The 20,667-nt window shown below is 47.1% G+C and carries 21 protein-coding genes; 20 read left to right on the forward strand and 1 reads right to left on the reverse strand.

Annotated features, from left to right (window positions below; all coding sequences use genetic code 11):
- Nucleotides 1-12 precede the first annotated feature (12 nt).
- The 8 genes from yabG to ABIE27_RS28810 all read left to right on the forward strand — a co-directional run bounded on the left by yabG (nucleotide 13) and on the right by ABIE27_RS28810 (nucleotide 7,012).
- Nucleotides 13-909: a sporulation peptidase YabG gene (yabG, locus tag ABIE27_RS28775; RefSeq protein ID WP_123067082.1), complete on the forward strand. Its 897-nt coding sequence runs from the start codon at nucleotides 13-15 to the stop codon at nucleotides 907-909.
- A gap of 198 nt (nucleotides 910-1,107) precedes the next feature.
- The gene (gene veg, locus ABIE27_RS28780) at nucleotides 1,108-1,383 is read left to right on the forward strand and encodes a biofilm formation stimulator Veg (protein ID WP_090924605.1); all 276 of its coding nucleotides are present in this window, start codon (nucleotides 1,108-1,110) and stop codon (nucleotides 1,381-1,383) included.
- A gap of 251 nt (nucleotides 1,384-1,634) precedes the next feature.
- Nucleotides 1,635-1,811 (forward strand): small, acid-soluble spore protein, alpha/beta type, encoded by a 177-nt coding sequence (locus ABIE27_RS28785; protein WP_090924606.1) that lies wholly within the window; start codon nucleotides 1,635-1,637, stop codon nucleotides 1,809-1,811.
- Nucleotides 1,812-1,959: 148 nt separating this feature from the next.
- Nucleotides 1,960-2,814, forward strand: coding sequence for a 4-(cytidine 5'-diphospho)-2-C-methyl-D-erythritol kinase (gene ispE / locus ABIE27_RS28790; RefSeq protein ID WP_123067081.1), 855 nt, complete (start codon nucleotides 1,960-1,962; stop codon nucleotides 2,812-2,814).
- Nucleotides 2,815-2,911: 97 nt separating this feature from the next.
- Nucleotides 2,912-3,739, forward strand: a complete 828-nt coding sequence (gene purR / locus ABIE27_RS28795; RefSeq protein ID WP_090924607.1) for a pur operon repressor — start codon at nucleotides 2,912-2,914, stop codon at nucleotides 3,737-3,739.
- A gap of 188 nt (nucleotides 3,740-3,927) precedes the next feature.
- The gene (gene spoVG / locus ABIE27_RS28800) at nucleotides 3,928-4,212 is read left to right on the forward strand and encodes a septation regulator SpoVG (RefSeq protein ID WP_017691372.1); all 285 of its coding nucleotides are present in this window, start codon (nucleotides 3,928-3,930) and stop codon (nucleotides 4,210-4,212) included.
- 355 nt (nucleotides 4,213-4,567) lie between these two features.
- Nucleotides 4,568-5,959, forward strand: coding sequence for a bifunctional UDP-N-acetylglucosamine diphosphorylase/glucosamine-1-phosphate N-acetyltransferase GlmU (gene glmU, locus ABIE27_RS28805; RefSeq protein ID WP_429352085.1), 1,392 nt, complete (start codon nucleotides 4,568-4,570; stop codon nucleotides 5,957-5,959).
- 99 nt (nucleotides 5,960-6,058) lie between these two features.
- Nucleotides 6,059-7,012, forward strand: coding sequence for a ribose-phosphate diphosphokinase (locus tag ABIE27_RS28810; RefSeq protein WP_017691370.1), 954 nt, complete (start codon nucleotides 6,059-6,061; stop codon nucleotides 7,010-7,012).
- 107 nt (nucleotides 7,013-7,119) lie between these two features.
- Here the strand turns inward: ABIE27_RS28810 and ABIE27_RS28815 are convergent, their stop codons facing one another.
- Nucleotides 7,120-7,320 (reverse strand): hypothetical protein, encoded by a 201-nt coding sequence (locus ABIE27_RS28815; RefSeq protein WP_090924609.1) that lies wholly within the window; start codon nucleotides 7,318-7,320, stop codon nucleotides 7,120-7,122.
- A 116-nt stretch (nucleotides 7,321-7,436) separates the two neighbouring features.
- Between ABIE27_RS28815 and pth the strand changes: the two genes are divergently transcribed.
- From pth to ABIE27_RS28875, 12 genes are all read left to right on the forward strand, one after another.
- Nucleotides 7,437-7,997, forward strand: coding sequence for an aminoacyl-tRNA hydrolase (gene pth / locus ABIE27_RS28820; RefSeq protein WP_123067060.1), 561 nt, complete (start codon nucleotides 7,437-7,439; stop codon nucleotides 7,995-7,997).
- Between the two features lie 111 nt (nucleotides 7,998-8,108).
- Nucleotides 8,109-8,339 carry an anti-sigma-F factor Fin family protein gene (locus ABIE27_RS28825; RefSeq protein WP_123067059.1) on the forward strand — a complete coding sequence of 77 codons (231 nt, stop codon included), beginning with the start codon at nucleotides 8,109-8,111 and terminating at the stop codon, nucleotides 8,337-8,339.
- 333 nt (nucleotides 8,340-8,672) lie between these two features.
- Nucleotides 8,673-12,200, forward strand: coding sequence for a transcription-repair coupling factor (gene mfd, locus ABIE27_RS28830; protein WP_429352079.1), 3,528 nt, complete (start codon nucleotides 8,673-8,675; stop codon nucleotides 12,198-12,200).
- Nucleotides 12,184-13,329 (forward strand): peptidylprolyl isomerase, encoded by a 1,146-nt coding sequence (locus ABIE27_RS28835; protein ID WP_123067057.1) that lies wholly within the window; start codon nucleotides 12,184-12,186, stop codon nucleotides 13,327-13,329. The genes mfd and ABIE27_RS28835 overlap by 17 nt, the downstream gene beginning before the upstream one ends.
- A gap of 346 nt (nucleotides 13,330-13,675) precedes the next feature.
- Nucleotides 13,676-14,218: a stage V sporulation protein T gene (spoVT, locus tag ABIE27_RS28840; RefSeq protein ID WP_123067056.1), complete on the forward strand. Its 543-nt coding sequence runs from the start codon at nucleotides 13,676-13,678 to the stop codon at nucleotides 14,216-14,218.
- Between the two features lie 434 nt (nucleotides 14,219-14,652).
- Nucleotides 14,653-16,527, forward strand: a complete 1,875-nt coding sequence (locus ABIE27_RS28845) for a putative polysaccharide biosynthesis protein (protein WP_429352086.1) — start codon at nucleotides 14,653-14,655, stop codon at nucleotides 16,525-16,527.
- A 315-nt stretch (nucleotides 16,528-16,842) separates the two neighbouring features.
- A complete protein-coding gene (gene mazG / locus ABIE27_RS28850) occupies nucleotides 16,843-18,336 on the forward strand; it encodes a nucleoside triphosphate pyrophosphohydrolase (RefSeq protein ID WP_429352080.1) in 1,494 nt (497 codons plus the stop codon).
- Between the two features lie 304 nt (nucleotides 18,337-18,640).
- On the forward strand, nucleotides 18,641-18,913 hold the full coding sequence (locus ABIE27_RS28855) for an HU family DNA-binding protein (protein WP_090924617.1): 273 nt from the start codon (nucleotides 18,641-18,643) through the stop codon (nucleotides 18,911-18,913).
- Nucleotides 18,913-19,191: an RNA-binding S4 domain-containing protein gene (locus ABIE27_RS28860; RefSeq protein ID WP_090924618.1), complete on the forward strand. Its 279-nt coding sequence runs from the start codon at nucleotides 18,913-18,915 to the stop codon at nucleotides 19,189-19,191. The genes ABIE27_RS28855 and ABIE27_RS28860 overlap by 1 nt, the downstream gene beginning before the upstream one ends.
- A gap of 181 nt (nucleotides 19,192-19,372) precedes the next feature.
- Complete coding sequence (gene yabP, locus ABIE27_RS28865) at nucleotides 19,373-19,657, forward strand: sporulation protein YabP (protein WP_123067054.1); 285 nt, start codon at nucleotides 19,373-19,375, stop codon at nucleotides 19,655-19,657.
- Nucleotides 19,654-20,247, forward strand: a complete 594-nt coding sequence (yabQ, locus tag ABIE27_RS28870) for a spore cortex biosynthesis protein YabQ (protein ID WP_123067053.1) — start codon at nucleotides 19,654-19,656, stop codon at nucleotides 20,245-20,247. The genes yabP and yabQ overlap by 4 nt, the downstream gene beginning before the upstream one ends.
- Nucleotides 20,240-20,575 (forward strand): FtsB family cell division protein, encoded by a 336-nt coding sequence (locus tag ABIE27_RS28875; RefSeq protein ID WP_123067052.1) that lies wholly within the window; start codon nucleotides 20,240-20,242, stop codon nucleotides 20,573-20,575. Before yabQ ends, ABIE27_RS28875 begins: the two co-directional genes overlap by 8 nt.
- The last annotated feature ends 92 nt before the right edge of the window (nucleotides 20,576-20,667 follow it).

A 20,667-nucleotide genomic window follows, 5' to 3' on the forward strand; every position in this document is an offset into this window, starting at 1 on the left:
GTGATAATGGTGATGAATATCGGAGACTTGGTCGTTCGGAAGTCATACGGCGGCGATGTGACTTTCCGGGTAGAAGGACTCCAGTCGGATGCTGCGGTCATTAAAGGGACCGAGTTCCGGTTGCTGGCAGACTCCCCGGTGAACGATTTGATACAGGTTCCTTATGAACCACAGAGCGCAAAGACACGCCAGGCACATATCAAAGCTCATCAGACGCTCTCACGCTTGCAGCAGAACCGCATGGAGCAGGCTGAGCGTAACCGGGAAGGTCTGATGCAAGAATGGACTGCACAGCAAGAACCTGCCTATTTTGAAATGCCCGGCAAGGTACTGCATTTGGACGGTGACCCGAATTATCTGAAGAAAAGCATGAACCTGTATGAACAGCTTCGTGTTCCTGCAGAAGGACAGTATGTACATGAGTCAGCGATGGCTGATACGTTATATCGCCTGTTGCCCAAAGTCCGTCCAGACATCGTTGTGATTACTGGTCATGACGGTGTGTTAAGGACACGCCAGCCCTATGACCTCTACAGTCTGGGTAGCTATAAAAATTCACAAAACTTTGTCGCGGCTATTCAGGTTGCAAGGCAATACGAGCGTCATTTGGATGCACTGACGATTATTGCAGGAGCATGTCAGTCTCACTTTGAAGCACTGCTTCGTGCGGGTGCGAACTTTGCTAGTTCGCCAGGGCGAATTCTCATCCATGCACTTGATCCGGTCTACGTGGCTGCTAAGGCCTCTTTCACGTCTGTTCGTGATACCGTAAACATGAATGATGTGCTGCATAACACGATTAGCGGCATCCAAGGTGTTGGCGGTGTGGAAACGAAGGGAAGTTACCGGGTAGGGGTGCCGGGACTTAACGATTTATCTACACTAAAAGTGAATCCATCCGCAGTATGATTTAGTCCTGTGGCAACACAATAATGAAGTCATGTGAAATTCACATTGCGATTCGAAAAAGGCCCTGAAAAGGGCTTTTTTGTTTTGCGAAAAAATTCATTGACAACGACTTTTTAGTGCTGATATAATATTTAGTTTTGATTTGACATTGACTGTAAAATACAGTATAATGGACAAGAAAAGAGGTGGACGTCCACAATGGCTAAAAACACGCTGTTGGATATCAAACGCAATCTCGATGCACATATTGGTCAGAAAATTACGCTGCGGGCTAATGGTGGCCGCCGTAAGACGATTGAGCGTACGGGTGTATTGGAAGAAACGTACCCTTCTGTTTTTATTGTAAAGCTTGATGAGGAACAAGAAACCTTCAAGCGAGTATCATACAGCTATGCGGATATACTTACGGAGTCTGTGGAAGTCATGGTCTTTGACCCGGGCAGTGAGACTAGCTCTTACAACATGGAGACGTAAGCATTGGTTTACAGGCGATTCACCTATTAGGTGGGTCGCTTTTTTGTATTGTTTTAATACATATTCAGTTTCTCACAAGCATGGAACCATACATATGCAGGAATGACTACGGAATGCAGGCGGCATACTATGTGAACAAGTCAGGGGGAGGCTCACTGTCAAGGCAGGGAGTTGAACCAAGACTTGGGATGAACAATCTCGAATCGCCGGGACTCATAGTGTCTTGAATAAGATATGGAGGAGGATGGTTCATGAGTCGGAGAAGAAGAAGTGTCATGTCGGAGGAACTGAAGTATGAACTGGCTAAGGATTTGGGATTCTACGATACCGTTCAACAAGAAGGATGGGGCGGTATTAAAGCCAAGGATGCCGGTAACATGGTGAAACGAGCTATTCAAATGGCTGAGCAAGCAGCGCGTAAATCATAATCGGGTTCATCCAGATTGGAGAGCGGGGCAATTCTCAGGAATCACCCCGCTTTTTCCCCATAGATGTGGAATACAAATGACTTGACAGCCCCATTTTGATATAATATGTTAAGTTGTCTTAGGGAAAAGGTGAGGACGGGTGAACGTCTTGAAAATTTACGAAAAAGCGCCTGCTAAAATTAATTTGATGTTGGATGTTCTACATAAAAGAAGTGATGGATTTCATGAAGTTGAAATGATCATGACGATGGTTGATCTGGCTGATCGACTGGAGATGTCGGAACTTCCTCGAGATACGATTGTCATCTCTAGCCAGGCCGGTTATATCCCGCTGGATGAGAAGAATCTGGCTTTTCAGGCGGCAAGACTGATTAAGGAACGTTATAACGTACGCACAGGGGTCCACATTCATCTGGACAAAAAAATTCCGGTTGCTGCTGGCCTTGCTGGCGGAAGCAGTGATGCAGCCGCAACGTTGCGTGGACTAGACCGTCTATGGCAGCTTAATATACCGGATCAGGAGTTGCAAGAACTGGGTGCAGAACTGGGCTCGGATGTTCCGTTCTGTATTACAGGCGGCACTGCACTGGCAACCGGGCGTGGGGAGAAGTTAACCCCGATTCCGAACCCGCCTCAATGCTGGGTTATTTTAGCTAAACCTCCAATCAATGTGTCTACAGCAGATGTATATGGACGATTCCGCAGCGACAAGATTGTTCGGCATCCAAGTGCATCCCGAATGGAGCAGGCTATTCGCAGTCAATCCTTTACAGAGGTCTGCCGTCAGCTAGGCAATGTGCTGGAGGATGTGACGCTCAAGCTGTACCCGGAAGTGCAACATCTCAAGGAAGCGATGATTCGTCTTGGAGCAGACGGAGTGTTGATGTCTGGCAGTGGGCCAACGGTATTTGGACTTGTGTCCAAAGAAGCCAAAGTGGCACGTATTTATAACGGACTTCGGGGGTTCTGCAAAGAGGTATACGCTGTACGGTTGTTAACGTAAATTTACTATTTATAATGTACAAACACGTATAAAGGTGGTATATTTTTAAATAATTATTCGGATTTGGATGTTTCCGTGATCGTGAGGATGGATTTCTGTGAAGAAGTTAAAACGAAGCGCAAGGCTGGTTGAAATGACGCAATACTTGTTATCCAGACCACATACGGTGATTCCGCTCACCACATTTGCCGAACGTTATGGTGCTGCCAAGTCGTCCATCAGTGAAGACCTGGCTATTATCAAGGAAGTGTTCGAAGAAGGTGGGTCGGGAGAACTGCATACGCTGGCAGGGGCTGCTGGTGGAGTGAAGTGGATTCCGAAAGTATCGGAAGAACATGCTCTTGCTTTTGCTGAGCGGCTGTCTACACAGCTTGCGCAGCCGGATCGGATTTTACCAGGAGGGTATCTGTATATGTCAGATCTTCTTGGACAGCCGGCCCTGATGAATGAAGCTGGCAAAATCTTCGCAACGGCTTTTGGCGATATGAATATTGATGTAGTCATGACGGTGGAAACCAAAGGCATCCCGCTAGCCTATGCGACTGGAGCCCAGCTTAACCTTCCTGTTGTACTCGTTCGCAGGGACCATCAGGCTACGGAAGGATCGGCCGTAAGTATTAATTATGTATCGGGATCGCACAAAAGTCTGCATACCATGTCCCTATCTCGCCGGGCGATGAAAGAACATTCCCGTGTACTGATCGTGGATGATTTTATGAAAGCCGGGGGTACCGTTCAAGGCATGATTGATCTGCTTGCGGAGTTTAATGCAACGGTGGCGGGAGTTGGCGTGTTGGTGGAATCCGGTTCCGTAGATTCTGAGGAGCGTCTGCTGACGGATTATGTATCTCTCGCGAAGCTGACAGCGGTTGATGCCAAGAGCAGACACATTTCTGTCTCGCCGGGTAACTATTTTGACCTGTAGAATAATGACGAATTACATGTCGGGAAAGGTTCTTTTCCATCGACCTGGCACTAACGTTGTCGAATTGTGTATTAAATAAAAAAATTCCTGAAATTAGGATATTTTTATGGTCGTGAAAAGAAGGAGTTCGTATAGGCTGTGTGGAATTATACACCAAGTTCTGATGGAAAAAGGTGGTGAACACACACATGCAAATTACGGATGTCAGACTCCGCCGCGTTAACTCGGAAGGGAGAATGAAAGCTATCGCATCCATTACCATCGATAACGAATTCGTCGTTCATGACATTCGTGTCATCGATGGTAACAACGGAATGTTTGTTGCAATGCCGAGCAAGCGGACTCCTGACGGAGAGTTCCGTGATATCGCCCACCCGATCTCTTCTGGTACGCGTGAGAAGATTCAGGCAGCAGTATTAACTGAGTACGATCGTGCAGCTACTGAGGAAGAAGTCATTGAAGAAGGTGCCTGAGAACATTATTGGGGTTCGAAGGAAAAGAGAGCCATGTCTTATGGCTCTCTTTTCTTTTTGATCGGAATAAGATATATTCAGTATTGAGTTTATTCAAAAGAGAACCGGAGCGCATCCTGCGTTCGGTAGCAGAGCGGCATCTTAGGAATCGTTGGGATTCAGTTAAGCTCGCAGGTACACGGCGTTACTTAAGAGGTCATGATACACTCGTGACTATGTTGTTACGCGTGATTACAAGAGACAGCAGGCGATGAACAAGACCGGCTTGAAGCCGGCTGAATGATTCTCATTGGAGATGAATGTGTAAGGTATTCAATGGGGTTTTCAGAACAGGAGGTCGTTAATTTTGAAACGCATGGCAATTGTTCTAGCCGCAGGGCAGGGCAAACGAATGAAATCCAAATTGTACAAAGTACTGCATCCCGTATGCGGTAAACCGATGGTCGGACATGTGCTGGATGCAGCACTTCGCGCAGGCGTTGAACGCAGCGTAGTTGTTGTCGGACATGGGGCCGAAGCGGTGCAGTCATTTTTAGGTTCCAGAGCAGAGTACGCACTTCAAGCGGAACAGCTCGGTACAGGTCATGCCGTGAAACAGGTCAAATCCCTGCTCGGCAATGAACATGGGTCAACGATTGTAGTCTGTGGCGATACACCTCTCGTTACCAGCGAAACGTTGGAAGGCCTGATGAAGCTGCATGAGGAAAGCGGCGCAGCTGCTACAGTACTTACAGCTGAGCTCGATAATCCTAAGGGATACGGACGCGTGATCCGCGGGGAAGATGGTTCTGTACAGCGAATCGTTGAACAAAAGGATTGCACACCGCAAGAGGATGCCGTAAAGGAAATTAATACAGGCACGTATTGCTTTGATAATGCAAAGCTGTTTGCGGCACTGGAGAAGGTAACAAACCAGAACGCTCAGGGCGAGTATTATCTGACAGACGTTGTTGGCATTTTCAAGAGCGAGGGTGAAGTCGTCGAAGCTTATATGTCTGACGATATCGCGGAATCCATCGGAGTTAATGACAGACTTGCCCTTTCACAAGCAGAAGCATATATGCGCGAACGTCTGGCTGTCCGCCATATGTTGAATGGGGTAACGATTATTGATCCTTCATCGACATATATCGGAGCAGATGTTACGATTGGATCAGATACCGTACTGTATCCGGGAACCGTTCTTAAAGGCACTACTTCCATTGGCGAAGCATGTCATATCGGTCCTCATGCAGATATTGAAGACAGTATCATCCAAGATGGTGCCGCGATTAAACATTCGGTGCTTTCCAAGGCAGAAGTTGGCCCTGATGCAACCGTAGGTCCTTTTGCCAATCTGCGCCCTGGCACCAAGTTAGGTCGTAACGTAAAAATTGGTGACTTTGTTGAAGTGAAAAATGCTACAATTGATGAAGGATCTAAAGTGTCACATCTCAGTTATATCGGGGATGCACAGGTAGGTAAGAACGTAAATGTTGGTTGCGGGGCAATAACGGTCAATTATGATGGATATAATAAGGCTGTAACAACCATTGAAGATGATGCTTTTGTAGGTAGCAACGTTAATTTGATTGCACCGATCACGGTTGGAAAAGGCGCTTATGTCGTTGCAGGCTCCACCGTAACACATTCAGTTCCTGAGAATGATCTGGCGATTGCTCGTCCACGTCAGGAAAACAAAGCAGGTTATGCGGAGAAAATCCGCGGACGTGCAAAAGCTAAGAAACAAAACGCTAAACCCGAATAAGGGGTTTTGATAACCAATTGCCTCCCGCTACCAGGGAGGTGCCGACATGTCGCAGACGCTTATAGATTCCAATGAACCAGCACGGAGGGTTTTTATTTTATGACTTATTTTGACTCGAAATTAAAAATATTTACTTGCAATTCTAACCCCAAGCTTGCTCATCAAATTGCTGATTATATCGGGATTCCTATGGGTGAATCTCATACAACCAGCTTTAGTGATGGCGAGATTCAAGTGAAACTCTCCGAGAGTGTTCGTGGTTGCCACGTATATATCGTGCAGTCAACTTGCTTGCCGGTTAATGACAATCTGATGGAAATGCTGGTCATGATTGATGCATTGAAACGTGCATCGGCCAAAACAATTAACGTTGTTATTCCGTATTACGGCTATGCTCGCCAAGATCGCAAAGCGCGTTCACGTGACCCGATTACGGCCAAGCTTGTTGCCAACCTGATTGAAAAAGCAGGCGCAACACGTGTAATCGCCATGGATTTGCATGCGATGCAGATTCAGGGATTCTTCGACATTCCAGTCGATCATCTGCTGGGCGTACCGATTCTGGCTCAATATTTCCGCTCGAAACAGATTGAAAACCCGGTTGTGGTGTCACCTGACCACGGTGGTGTGGTTCGTGCGCGTAAACTGGCTGACTTCCTGAATGCACCGCTTGCGATCATCGACAAACGTCGTCCTGAGCCGAACGTCAGCGAAGTTATGAATATTATCGGTAATATCGAAGGCAAAACAGCGATTCTGATTGATGACATCATTGATACTGCCGGAACAATTGTACTGGGAGCGAATGCTCTGATGGAAGGCGGCGTGAAGGAAGTATATGCATGCTGTACTCACCCGGTATTGTCTGGCCCTGCGATGGAACGTTTGGAAAACGCACCGCTGAAGGAAGTCATTGTGACGGATACCATTCCAATTACACATGCAAATCCAACAAGCAAGCTTAAAGTGCTCTCAGTAGCACCATTGCTTGGAGAAGCGATCATCCGGGTTCATGAGGAATTGTCAATCAGCAAGCTGTTTGAAATTGAATAGGATGTCTGCATAAAGTAGTAGAGGGGTTACGTCTTCCGGTTAAACGGAAAATGTAACCCCTGTCGGCGTGCCGTTTTTAATGTGCGGTAAAAAAGCGCGCTGGCGCATTAATATCCCGGGCGGGAAATAAAGCGGAAGCGTCGTCTGTGAAAGAGTGTATCGGCAATTTCGACAAATTGACTATCGAAACGGGTAATCACTCCAATCTCGATATGGGTGTCACGGTCGTACACCTGTACAGGCACGTGGTGTTCCAGATGATAAATAAAGTCACTATGTTGAGTCAGTTGTCCGTTATCTTCGCGCAAAACCCGCTCACCTTCCTGGGTGGATAAATGTTCGATACGTACTTTCCTGATATTATATGAAATATAACATTCGAAGTCTATGCCTCACCGAATGGATGCTTGAAGGAGGGAACAAGATGAAGTGGATTGTCGGACTTGGAAATCCCGGCTCAAACTATGCCAAAACCCGGCATAATATCGGTTTTATGGCACTCGATCGATTGGCAAGTCGCCATAACATTTCGATTACACAGAACAAGTGTAAAGCACTGATCGGAGAAGGCAACATTGGCGGCGTCAAAACGGTGCTAATCAAACCGATGACCTATATGAACCTTTCGGGGGAATCGGTACGAGCATACATGGATTTTTATAAAGTGAATCTGGAAGACCTCATCGTTGTATACGACGATATGGATACAGAGATCGGCAAGGTGCGATTGCGTTATCAAGGCAGTGCCGGTGGACATAATGGAATCAAATCCATTATTCAGCACACAGGTACACAGCAGTTTAACCGGGTTCGTATGGGGATATCAAGACCTGATCCGGGACATGCCATCGTCGACTATGTACTGTCTACGTTCATGAAAAAGGAAAAAGAAGCGCTGGAGCAGACGATTGAGCAAACGTGCGATGCGCTAGAATATAGTTTGACGAATACGTTCGAGCAAACGATGGCCAAATTCAACGGCTGAGACACTACAGTAACAAGGCTAGTAACACTGGAAAAAAGATTGAAGTGACCGACTTCGAATCAGACAACCTGGGCATACTGGATGTATAAACCATGTTCAGGAGGCATAATTATGTCAGTGAATTATGTATGTCGGCATTGCCGTACCTTTATTGGCCAGATTGATTCGTCTAAAATCACAGAAGCGCAGCTCGGTTTTCATTTCTTGACCCCCGACGAGCGGAGGGATATAATAGCGTATAATTCCGGTGGTGACATTACTGTCCGGATTACATGTGATTACTGCAAGGAAGCCCTGGAACATAATCCCGAGCTGAGTCTGCTTGCGAATCCGCTTCAGTAGTATTAGCCTGCATCGATTGTATTGAAGATATGAATGAACGTTGAAAAATGACAGAGAGACTGGCCGCGGTTAAAGCGGTTCGCCTTTTTATAGCCTTGGCAGCCTGCTGAGGCTTCTTTTCAGTTGGGACGGAATTATAGGTATTCAAGCCTTGTAATTGAATCCGGAGTGGTCCCTACAGGAACAGATGTGGAAATGTTTGGAGTAATCCTTTATGATGAAACAGGAGAAAAAGGAATAAGTATCCAATTTTAAAAATTACAATGACCGAAGATGCTGCACATCTATGTGCAATAATCAATAATCAAGAAAGTTATAAGAGAGGTGCCCCTTTTGTTACAAGCACTCATACAGGCTTTTTCCAAAGATCCGGACTTTGCGTCCATTACAGCCGGGGTCAATTCCGGCATGAAGGAGCAATTGGTTTCGGGCCTATCCGGTTCGGCTCGTCAGATTATGCTGGCTGCGCTGCACCAAGAGATGGATCGACCATTGCTCGTCGTGACACATAATATGTTTGCTGCACAAAAAATAGCGGAAGATTTACAGGAAGCGCTTTCACCAGATCGGGTTTTGATCTATCCCGCGAATGAACTTGTAGCTGCTGAAGCGGCTGTATCTAGTCCAGAGACACTCGCTCAACGGATTGAAGTTTTGGTTCGCTGCGCCCAGGGATTCAGGGGTATTGTTGTCATTCCCTTTTCTGGCGTAAGACGTTATGTTCCACTGCCGGAGGTTATGGCTAATGCACATATCCAGATTAAGCAAGGAAGCACGCTTCAACTGGATTCGTTCCTGCTTGAGATGGTAACGCTTGGCTATGAACGTGTAGAGCGGGTTGAATCTCGCGGAGAGATGAGTGTACGTGGAGGCATTATCGACTTCTATCCAGTAACTTCATCGATTGCATATCGGGTGGAGTTATTTGACGACGAAATCGATTCCATCCGTACATTTGACCCTGCGGATCAGCGTTCCATTGAACGGATAGAGGAAATTACTGTTTTGCCATGTAAAGAATTAATCGCTGATCGGGAGCGTATGGAGAAGGCAGCGGATACGGCGGCAATATTGCTCGAGCAGCAGCTGGAGAAAATGACGGATCGCCAAGCAAAGTTGCGTCTTCGGGAAGAGATGCACCGGGAGATTGAGTTGTTGCGCCAGCATGTCTATTTTTCGGAAATGTACAAATACATCTCCCCGCTTTATCCTGAAAATAAAACGATTTATGACTATATGCCAGAAGATACGATTCTCGTTATGGATGAGCCTGCAAGGCTGTCAGAGACAGCGAAACAGCTGGATCGGGATGAGTCTGAGTGGAATTTGCACTTGATGCAAAATGGAAAAACGCTGCCGGATCTGCCGTTATCGGCAGATGGGGATGATTTGCTCTATGAGCGTCCATTCCAGACCATCTTTATGTCAATCTTTTTGCGGCAGGTTCCGCATACCCAGCCACAGAATATTCTGAATTTTATAAGCCGGGGCATGCAAGATTTCCACGGACAGATGAACGTGCTGAAGGCAGAGATGGAACGCTGGCAGAAGGCCGGGGTTCAGGTCTTAATGCTAGCTAATGGTGAGGAACGGATGGATCGGATGCGCCGGGTGCTACAGGATTATGACATTCTTGAGCCGGAGATGTTGAATGGTAACTTGCAAACTGGTTTCGAGATGCCATCCATTCACCTAGCAGTCATTACAGAAGGTGAGATGTTCTCGCAGAAACAGCGTAAAGCCCGCAAGCCAATTCGCAACATTGATAATGCGGAGCGCATTAAATCCTATAGCGAACTCAAAGTGGGCGATTATGTCGTTCACCAAAATCACGGGATTGGTAAATACCTTGGAATTGGTACGCTTGAAGTTGCCGGTATTCACAAAGACTACATGCACATTCTGTATGCAGGCGGCGACAAATTGTCTGTTCCGATTGAACAGATTGATCTTATTCAAAAGTATGTGGGTTCCGAAGAGAAGGAGCCGAAGATATACAAGCTGGGTGGTAACGAATGGACACGGGTTAAAAATAAAGTTCGTTCATCCGTTCAGGATATCGCCGATGATCTGATCAAATTGTACGCAGAACGTCAAACATCTAAAGGCTACGGGTTCGACAAGGACTCTGCGGAGCAGCAAGAATTCGAAGACATGTTCCCTTACGATGAGACACGTGATCAGGTGCGCGCAATTGAAGAAATCAAAAAAGATATGGAACAAAACCGTCCCATGGATCGTTTATTGTGTGGAGACGTTGGATACGGCAAGACCGAGGTGGCTATTCGGGCTGCATTCAAGGCGGCAATCGAGGGCAAACAGGTGGCTGTGCTTGTTCCGACAACGATTTTGGCCCAGCAACATTATGAAACGTTCCGTGAGCGATTCTCCGGTTATCCGTTTAACATTCATGTCCTCAGCCGATTCCGTTCCCGCAAGGAACAGAATGAAACAGCCAAGGGAATCAAAGCCGGTACAGTCGATATTGTGATCGGTACCCACCGCTTGTTATCGCAGGATCTGGTGTTTAAAGATCTGGGACTGCTTATTGTCGATGAGGAGCAACGCTTTGGTGTAACACACAAGGAGAAGCTGAAGAAGCTTAAAACAAATGTGGACGTATTGACCCTCACGGCAACCCCGATTCCGCGTACTTTACACATGTCCATGTTGGGTGTGCGCGACTTGTCCGTTATTGAGACACCGCCGGAGAACCGTTTTCCGGTTCAGACCTATGTGGTAGAGCATAGTCAGGCGCTTGTTCGTGAAGCGATTGAGCGTGAGCTGGCCCGTGGTGGTCAGGTGTACTATCTCTATAACCGGGTGCAAGGCATTCAGGAAATGGCTGCCGAAATCTCGGATCTGGTACCAGAAGCCAAAGTGGGTGTTGGACATGGTCAGATGACGGAAACCGAGCTGGAGAAGACGATTCTCGACTTCCTGGACGGAGAGTATGATGTACTGGTGAGCACGAGTATCATTGAAACAGGTGTGGACATTCCGAATGTAAATACACTAATTGTGCATGATGCAGACAAAATGGGACTCTCCCAACTGTATCAGTTGCGCGGGCGGGTAGGACGGTCTAACCGGATTGCCTATGCGTATTTCACATACCAACGGGACAAAGTGCTTACCGAAGTTGCCGAGAAGCGTCTGCAATCGATCAAGGAATTCACAGAGCTTGGTTCAGGCTTCAAAATTGCAATGCGCGACTTGTCCATCCGTGGAGCTGGTAACCTGCTTGGAGCGGAGCAACATGGCTTTATCGCCTCCGTCGGGTTCGATCTGTACTCACAAATGCTGGCGGAAGAGATTAACAAACGCAAAGTCACCATGCTTGGTGAAGAGCCGGTTCCTTCCGATCAGTGGAATACAACGCTCGACCTCAGTATTGATGCCTACTTGCCATCTGATTATATTTATGACAGTATTCAGAAGATTGAGATCTATAAAAAGGTGGCTGTTATTGCTTCCTTTGATGACGCGATGGAACTTGAAGACGAATTGGTTGACCGATTCGGTGATCTGCCAGAGGCTGTAATCAATTTGATGGCGGTGGCCCGTCTCAAAGTGTATGGCAGAATCTATGGCATTGAGTCTATCACGCAGCGTGGTGATGATCTTACAGTCAAGTTTTATGAAGGGCGTGAACATGCCTTCGAGTTGTCAAAAATCGCACACATTGGAAATCAGTTCGAAAGACGTGTACAATTTGAACAAGGACCCCATATGCTGATTCATGTCAAAGGCAAGGGGCTTGGGGATAAGCAACTGATGGAGCTGGTAGAAAAGTTTCTGGAGTCCATGAAGACTGCTTTTAAATCAAAGGGGGAACTAAAAGATGTTAGCAAAGTATAAAAAAGTGGGAAAAGTGCTGTCCGTAGGTATGGTAGCAGTACTGTCCCTGTCCTTGCTTGCTGCATGTGGCAAGAAGGAAGAAGCAAAAGCACCGGAATCGACAGATAAGAGCGCTGTGGTAGCTACTTATGATGGTGGCACAATTACTGCGAATGAATTTGACATGGAACAACGTGTTATGAAATTCCTCTATCCGGAGTATGCACAAATGATGGATATGGATGATTTTAAGGAATACTTGGTGAAGCAAGAGATTGCTTATGAATATTTGAGTGGCAAAGCAAGTGAAGAAGCCAAAACGGCTGGAGCCAAAACAGCATCCGAACAATTCGACAAAATGAAGGCTTCCGTTAAGGCAGAGCAATGGACTGAAATGTTGAAGAATCAAAATTTGACAGACCAGAATATCAAAGATTACATGACCCGGATCATGACGGTAATCAAAGATAAAGAAACAGGCGTAACCGAAGATGCGATCAAGGCAGAGTTTGAGAAAAACAAAGATCAGTTCACAACGGCTTCTGTACGTCACGTATTGATCGGATTCACGGATTCAAAAACGCAGAAAGAACGTAAGAAAGAAGATGCATTAAAGTTAGCGAAAGAAGTAAAAGCGAAACTTGAAGGCGGAACTGATTTTGCTGAAATAGTGAAAAAATATTCGGATGACAGTGCCTCTGTACCCGATGGTGGATTGTATAAAGATACACCTGTTTCAACTTGGGTAGAAGCTTTCAAAGAAGCTGCGAAAACACTGCCATTGAACAAAATCAGTGATCCTGTTGAAACAGAGTACGGTTACCACGTTATGAAAGTGGAAGCTCGCACAGAAGCAGATTTCTCCAAGTTGACAGCGGAGCAGAAAGACACACTGAAAAGTCAGCTGGCTGCTGCAGAAATCGATACGTTTATGCAAAAAGAGCTGGATAAAATCGTTAAAGAAGTGAAGCTTCCTAAGACCGAGAAGAAAGAAGAAGGTACAACAGGAGGTACGACGGGAACAGGTACGGAAGGTACGAAAACAGATGAATCCAAAACGGATTCCAAAGGTACGGATGCCAAAACGGATCAAGGTACAACAGGAACGGACAAAGATGCAAAAACCGAAGAAGGTACAAGCAGTAAATAATTTCATTTACAGTGATCCTGACCTGCATTTCAGAGAAGCCTAAGAAGCTCACTGAGACGGGTTATACTCACCGTAATATGGACAACCTATAACAAAGCAAGGAGAGAACGACGGTTCATTCTCCTGCTTTGTTTTTTTGTTTATATGGAGTGTAAAACGAGTAGAGATTCCATTTTTATCATTATATAAAAAAGTAAATTCACGATATTCGGCAAAGCATGTATAAGGATATGGGAACAGATGAATACTATGGTCAAGAAATCACACTAAACGTTCTGGGACTTTCCTCTACCCATTAAGGAACAGTAGTTGAAAAATCTTCTCGAGAAAGTGGGGCAACATGTAAATGAAAGCTACTGGTATTGTCCGCCGTATAGATGACCTGGGTCGTGTGGTCATTCCAAAAGAAATCCGTCGTACGTTACGTATTCGTGAAGGGGACCCGCTTGAAATTTTTGTGGATCGCGACGGGGAAGTTATCCTTAAAAAATATTCGCCGATTGGCGAGCTTGGTGATTTTGCCAAAGAATATGCTGAATCCCTGTATGAGAGTACAGGTCATGTAACGATGATTTCTGACCGGGATACCATTATCACGGTGGCCGGCGGTTCCAAGAAGGAGTATTTGGATAAACAGGTAGGAAGCCTTGTCGAAAGTTGCATGGAGAATCGCAAAACGATCATGGAAGCAACAAGCGGCACTTATGAGCTTAGCAAAGATCATGACGAGACGTTATCCTCTTTTGTTATTGCGCCAATTATCTCTGGTGGTGATCCCATCGGAACCGTTATTATGTTCAACAAGGATGAATCCGTGAAGATGTCTCAGATGGAAACCAAAATGGCTGAGACGGCGGCAGGTTTCCTTGGCAAGCAGATGGAACAATAAACAGCAGATGGACTCCTGTGAGCCTGAACCGGGCATACGGGAGTTTTTGCTTTTTACATATAAGTTGAACTACAGGTGTTTACACAGGTACTCCGATGACAGAATAACCTGGAGAGTAGCGGTTATCCCCAGATTTTTTGGATTCCCTTTTCCAATGGGTAAAATCCGGTGATAAGCGTATGCTTCCGATGTAGCTTTCTTGCAGAAAGCTTTTAGGCCACCGCTTCGCTTTTCAGGTTTTTTCTGTCCTCTCCGTTAACGTGTAAAAAACAGTCCAACTTACATTGGGTGGGGTATATAGGAAGAGGTTTTGATCTGATCACAGGTTGTTGATCAAAGGATGTTCGTGTGTACCTTCTGGCAGGTATAATAGCAAAGGGAGTCTTACGCTTCGTTTGAATGCCAGAATACACATGGAAGGAACGGGGAAATTGATGAAACAGCCATCTTCAGGCACGAGGCTGCTACAGGGAGCTTTTATCCTTGGGCTTGCCGCCATTATCTCCAAAATTATTGGTGCTTTTCAAAAGATTCCTCTTCAAAATCTAGGGGGAGACGGTGTCTTTGGTATCTACAATACGGTCTATCCGTTATATATGCTCATTATTACGCTGGCTGCGGCTGGATTGCCCTTGGCTGTATCCAAATTCGTAGCCGAACAGAATGCCCTCGGCAGACCAGACGAGAGCCGAAGAATTAACCGATTATCTTCGATGTTGCTCGGCGGATTAGGCATAATTACCGCGGTGGTGATGTATGGAAGTGCATCGTGGATTGCAAGTCTAATCGGGAATCAGCATGTGGTTCCTTCCATTCGTGCAGCATCCTTAGCCTTGTTATGTGTTCCACTAATGACGGGTTTACGTGGATACTTTCAGGGGATGCAGCAGATGGTGCCAACAGCTGTGTCTCAGGTAGTTGAACAGACGGTGCGGGTCACGGTCATGATTGTGGTGTTACTGTGGCTGATCCGCGAGGATGCTTCGATTGAAACGGTTGCTTCAGGGGCAATGTTAGGCTCTGTAGCAGGAGGATGTGCGGGGCTCATCGTCATGTTGGGATTCATATACAGGCATCGGCGGAAAGAGCAGGCAGTGCGTTTCACAGATGGGGAGACGATGTTCGCAGAAGATCGCAAGAAAAAAGGCGAGGCAGTATGTGAAGAGTCTTTGGATTCAGGAGCAGATCGGGATATCCAAGGTAAGATGGTAGAGGGAGATGCATTTTATGCGGAGTCAGAGTGCCCGAGGGAAATTAGTCAGACTAAACTGTCCGCAAATGCTTCCCGAGAATGCTCAAAACCCGGAGTAGTGGACCATGACGTTACAGTAGTGGGAGAAAGCGGTCAAGCTCGGGAGATCAGGCGCTCAAATGCCGAATGGATACGTACTTTGCTTATTTATGCCATTCCGGTTTGTCTCGGATCACTGGCAGTGCCCCTGATGAATCTGGTGGACACCTTTACCGTTCCGCGTCTGCTACGCGGTGAAGGGCTAGATGACGTGCAAACGATGGTATCGTTCGGCATCTACAACCGCGGATTGCCGCTGGTGCAACTGGTGACGATGCTTGCCACGTCACTCTCGGTGCTGTTTATTCCGGCAATGGCCGAAGCGCGTCTCAAGGGCGGGCCAGAAGCCGTTAGACAGCAAGCAGGCATGGCACTGCGCTGGTTCTGGCTGATCGGTCTGGCAGCTTCCGCAGGACTTGCGGTGCTGGCAGATCCGATTAACCGCATGCTGTACGGGGATGCCGCAGGCACCGAAGCATTGCGGTATATGGCGCTGACGGCAGCAGGCAGCACCGTCAGCATCATCGCGGCGGCGCTGCTGCAAGGCCTCGGCGCCGTGCGTGCTCCCGCGTTCAGCATGCTGGCCGCCGCAGGCGTCAAGGTGCTGCTGAACGTCATGCTTGTGCCAGCGCTGGGCATCAGCGGCGCGGCGCTTGCGGGCGCAGCCGCCTACATGCTGGCGGCTGGCCTGAATGTGGCGCTGCTGGCGCGGCTCACCGCCATGCGCCCTGCCCCTGGCGCCGTCTTGGCGAAGCCGGCGCTGGTGATCGCCGCCATGAGTCTGGCGGCGCTAGGCATGGCCTGGGCCGCCGAAGCAGTGCTCGGCGGCTTGGGCATCGCAGCCACGCATCGGCTGGCTGCGATGGGCATGAGCCTGCTGGGCATTGCCGCAGGCGCAGCCGTGTTTGTGCTCGGCGCGGCCCGGACAGGGCTGCTGACCGCCGCAGAGCTGGCGGCCATGCCGAAGCTGGGGCCGCGTATGGCGAAGTTGCTGCGCAGGCTGCGTGTACTGCACTAGCCAAATCATAGCTACTATGGTGTTTAGCTGCACGCTACACCTCTTATGCTATCGCTCTGCCTGTGAGCAATTCCGTAGCGCATTATTATCGTTCGCATAAGTGAATGGAGCGCCACAAAATACGAACAGTAAGAAACACGCAGATGTCATTGCAGATGCAATTATAGGATATCGACAGATTCTGGTATAATACGTTTAATTATTGAGCGCCATCCTGTTCATTTGAGAAGAGAGAGGCTTATGGGCGCTGATATGCCATATGTTCTATAAGTAGCCCGCAAAGGACAGGATGGTTCGGATGGAGGTTTAAGCGCAATGAGTGCAGCTTTAACAGTGGTAGGTCTAGGATCTGGAGATGCAGACCAACTGACGTTAGGTATTATTAAAAAAATGAAACATGCAGCTACGCTGTATGTACGCACACTGGATCATCCAGTGTTGAATGATTTACAGCAGGAAGGGCTAGAGATGACATCGTTTGATGCCATCTATGAGTCCAAATCTTCCTTCCCGGAGGTTTACGATGAGATTGCGAACCAATTAATCGACGCGGCTCGCAGCGGCGATGCAGGCACCGAGATTGTCTATGCTGTACCAGGCCATCCAATGGTAGCCGAAGCCAGTGTACGATTTTTGAAAGAACGTTGTCCGCAGCAGGGCATTTCGTTACGTATTATGGGGGGAGAGAGTTTCCTGGATGAAGCCTTTATTCGGCTTGGATTTGATCCTATTGAAGGCTTTCAACTGCTCGATGCTAGCAGCCTGAGTCCCGAACTGATACAACCTCAGCTACATACGTTGATTGGACAAGTCTATGACGGTTTTACTGCATCTGATGTGAAGCTATGTCTAATGGAGGTATACCCGGATGATTATCCAGTGTTTGTGGGTCACGCACTTGGCGTACAGGGTCAGGAAGTCATCCATAAAGTACCACTGCATGAGTTGGATCGCACCCCCGGTTATGGTAACCTGTCGCTGATCTATGTGCCGAAAAATACAGATGATGCACTACGCCGCCGTTCTTTCGCGCGATTGCATGAGATTGTAAACATTCTTCGCAGTCCGGGTGGATGCCCATGGGATCAGGAGCAAACACATCAGTCGATTCGTAAAAACCTGATTGAAGAGACATACGAAGTGATTGAAACCATTGATGAGGATGACCCGGATCATATGAAAGAAGAACTGGGTGATCTGCTGTTGCAAATTATGCTGCATTCTCAGATGGAGGAAGAGGTCGGCACATTCAACGTATACGACGTTATAGAAGGACTGAATGACAAGTTGATTTTCCGTCATCCGCACGTATTTGGCGATAATCAAGCGGAAGACGCGAATGAAGCCCTGCAAAACTGGGAACAGATGAAAGCAGAGGAGAAAAAACGTAAAGGCCAAGATGTACAAAATAGTTCCGTACTGGACGGTATACCGCCTGATCTGCCTGCCCTTATGAAAGGATATAAGCTTCAGAAGAAAGCAGCCAAAGTTGGCTTCGACTGGGATGATGTGGAGGGCGTTTTTGCCAAGATCGAAGAAGAACTGGCTGAACTCAGAGAAGCGGTGCATCAAGGGCATGATGCAGAAGCACGCAAGCTTGAGCTCGGTGACGTTTTATTTGCCACGGCGAATGTGGCACGCTTTATTGATACAGATCCGGAAGAGGCTCTTGCCGCCACGAACCGCAAGTTTGTTGCCAGGTTCCAGTATATCGAGGATCGGTTGCGTGAACAGGGCAAAACACCTGCGGACAGTACAGTAGACGAGATGGAGCAATTTTGGCAGATGGCAAAGAAGGCCGGACTCTGATTTTAACAAGATAAAAAAATACCCAAACACCTTATTCCATCAGGCTGGACAGTGTGTTATGATGATACGAACATGTGTTCAACATTATATTGAGTCTGGTGTTTGAAGAGACATCATTTCGGGTACTGGACTTAGACGATTCTCTGTCATGCAACGGCAAAAGCTAAAAAAAGTCGTTGGTAAGGCAGGAATTCAGCATGAAAGCCAGAATACATGTGTAGTAACCGTGCGAGAATCGACTTGGTTATCTTAAAAACGGCCAAGGCTCGCAGATACTTTTTTTTTAATTTGGGAGGCTTTTAACATGAACAAAACAGACCTGATCAACAACATTTCAAACAAAAGCGGTTTGACAAAGAAAGATGTCGAGTCCGTATTGAACGGCTTTTTAGGAGAAATTACAGATGCACTTGCCAGCGGAGACAAAGTACAATTGATCGGCTTTGGCACTTTTGAGACCCGCAAACGTTCTGGTCGTACGGGACGTAACCCACAAACAGGGAATGAGATTGTGATTCCCGAGTCCACTGTTCCTGCATTCAAAGCAGGTAACAAACTTAAAGAAGCTGTAAAATAATGCGTCTTGATAAATTCCTGAAGGTATCTCGGCTGATCAAACGCCGCACCGTAGCCAAGGACGTTTCTGAGCAGGGGCGTGTTCTGGTGAATGGACGGGAAGCTAAGCCCAGCGCTGCTGTAAAGGTAGGCGATGAGCTGACGGTTCAGTTTGGTCAGAAGCTAGTCACTGTGAAGGTGGAGCGTCTTGCTGAGAGTACCAAGAAGGATGAGGCGAGCAGCCTCTATACCTTGGTTAAGGAAGAGCCGATTGCCAAGGATAACGGGATGGACTGGTAACAGGACTCCTGACAATATTTGAATTTTAGCTCATATTACTTGAATGTAACGCCCTCCCGGTAACGGGAGGGCGTTTTTTTATGTTACACCCTGAATGCAATAAGAAGGATCGGTTAGAAGATAGTTCTAATCTCGGTTTCTCATCCATAAGCTAGGTACTAAAGAAGGAGGGGTACATGCCATGGTTGAGCACGGAAAAGCTAAACAACACTATCTAAACATGCAAAATCGGAAACTGCTGGATTTAACAGGGGTTTCGAATGTGGAGAGCTTTGATAGTGAGGAATTCTTGCTTCAGACCGAACTTGGGCATCTGACGATCCGGGGGCACAATTTACATATCAAAAACCTGAGCCTGGAGGAAGGTCTTTTATCTATTGAGGGTACGGTTAGCTCGCTTCAGTATCTTGATCCCGGTTCCCAGTCCAAAAATAGTAAAGGCCTGTTTGGCAAGATGTTCCGATGATTCTGGATGCGCAGTGGATCACACTGACTTGGATGCTGCTGTCGGGAGTTGTGATGGGTGTGGCTTATGACAGTTACCGGGTACTGTCAGGACAGCTGCGATTTCCGAGATGGAGCATCCATACGTTGGACCTGTTGTATTGGGTCGCTTCCGCACTGTTCGTTTTCCGGATGTTGTATGCCGGAAACCACGGACAGTTGCGGTTTTATGTCTTTTTAGGGCTGATTATCGGAGTTTGCTTCTATTTTTGGCTTTTAAGTGTTACAACCCAGCATTTTGTGGTAATGTTAATTAAACTCGCGAGAACACTGATTCAGTGGTGTGGACATATCCTTAACATCCTGATTGTTGTGCCAGCGAAGGGAGTATACAGATTGTTTCGCGTATTATTTGGTTTCGTCATCGCGATCCTTCTATTCCTGGGCAAGCTGGTGTTGCAATGTTTAATCCCTTTCGGCAAGTTGTTCCGCTGGATGTTTAGGCCGCTCCTGAGATATTGGGTAACGCCTGGGTGGATGATCCAAGCGGGTACAAGAATTGCAGCGATATGGAAACGCTGGTTTCAAGGAGGTCGTCCGGGGAATGAGTAGAACACCTGTGGGTAGTAAGAAGAGCCCAGCTAACCAGGGGAAATCTGCTGGTGCACGAAGACGTCTGATGCTGTGGCTAACATTTGTAGCTGTGTTTGCAATCTGGGCAGGATATACGTTTCTTGTACAGAATGCGCAAATTTCGGACAAGAGTGCTTACTTGGCCACACAGCAAACTTCGCAGCAGGATACGCAGAAACAGCTGGAACAGCTGAAGTATGAGGTCAGTCGGTTGAAGGACCCTGAATACATAGGACAGCTGGCACGAAAAAAAGGATACTACCTCCCTGAAGAAACACCAATTCAGGTTGAGGAGTCAGGAAACTAATGGAATTCAGACTTTTGCTGAGCATGGTTTGTTTTCCATGAGTCTTATAAGCGTAAACCGGAAAAAATAGGCTCTATAATGAGCTAGTGCTC

Source organism: Paenibacillus sp. 4624, assembly GCF_050435065.1.
Taxonomy (GTDB): domain Bacteria; phylum Bacillota; class Bacilli; order Paenibacillales; family Paenibacillaceae; genus Paenibacillus; species Paenibacillus amylolyticus_D.

Excerpts from the sequence above, each read along its gene's own strand:
- ABIE27_RS28835 (WP_123067057.1), top strand. The coding sequence starts at position 12,184 with ATGTTAGCAAAGTATAAAAAAGTGGGAAAAGTGCTGTCCGTAGGTATG.
- mazG (WP_429352080.1), top strand. The coding sequence starts at position 16,843 with ATGAGTGCAGCTTTAACAGTGGTAGGTCTAGGATCTGGAGATGCAGAC.
- ABIE27_RS28855 (WP_090924617.1), top strand. The coding sequence starts at position 18,641 with ATGAACAAAACAGACCTGATCAACAACATTTCAAACAAAAGCGGTTTG.
- spoVG (WP_017691372.1), top strand. The coding sequence starts at position 3,928 with ATGCAAATTACGGATGTCAGACTCCGCCGCGTTAACTCGGAAGGGAGA.
- ABIE27_RS28810 (WP_017691370.1), top strand. The coding sequence starts at position 6,059 with ATGACTTATTTTGACTCGAAATTAAAAATATTTACTTGCAATTCTAAC.
- ABIE27_RS28860 (WP_090924618.1), top strand. The coding sequence starts at position 18,913 with ATGCGTCTTGATAAATTCCTGAAGGTATCTCGGCTGATCAAACGCCGC.
- ABIE27_RS28785 (WP_090924606.1), top strand. The coding sequence starts at position 1,635 with ATGAGTCGGAGAAGAAGAAGTGTCATGTCGGAGGAACTGAAGTATGAA.
- ABIE27_RS28845 (WP_429352086.1), top strand. The coding sequence starts at position 14,653 with ATGAAACAGCCATCTTCAGGCACGAGGCTGCTACAGGGAGCTTTTATC.
- ABIE27_RS28825 (WP_123067059.1), top strand. The coding sequence starts at position 8,109 with ATGTCAGTGAATTATGTATGTCGGCATTGCCGTACCTTTATTGGCCAG.
- ABIE27_RS28875 (WP_123067052.1), top strand. The coding sequence starts at position 20,240 with ATGAGTAGAACACCTGTGGGTAGTAAGAAGAGCCCAGCTAACCAGGGG.
- yabG (WP_123067082.1), top strand. The coding sequence starts at position 13 with ATGAATATCGGAGACTTGGTCGTTCGGAAGTCATACGGCGGCGATGTG.
- yabQ (WP_123067053.1), top strand. The coding sequence starts at position 19,654 with ATGATTCTGGATGCGCAGTGGATCACACTGACTTGGATGCTGCTGTCG.
- spoVT (WP_123067056.1), top strand. The coding sequence starts at position 13,676 with ATGAAAGCTACTGGTATTGTCCGCCGTATAGATGACCTGGGTCGTGTG.
- veg (WP_090924605.1), top strand. The coding sequence starts at position 1,108 with ATGGCTAAAAACACGCTGTTGGATATCAAACGCAATCTCGATGCACAT.
- glmU (WP_429352085.1), top strand. The coding sequence starts at position 4,568 with ATGGCAATTGTTCTAGCCGCAGGGCAGGGCAAACGAATGAAATCCAAA.
- yabP (WP_123067054.1), top strand. The coding sequence starts at position 19,373 with ATGGTTGAGCACGGAAAAGCTAAACAACACTATCTAAACATGCAAAAT.
- pth (WP_123067060.1), top strand. The coding sequence starts at position 7,437 with ATGAAGTGGATTGTCGGACTTGGAAATCCCGGCTCAAACTATGCCAAA.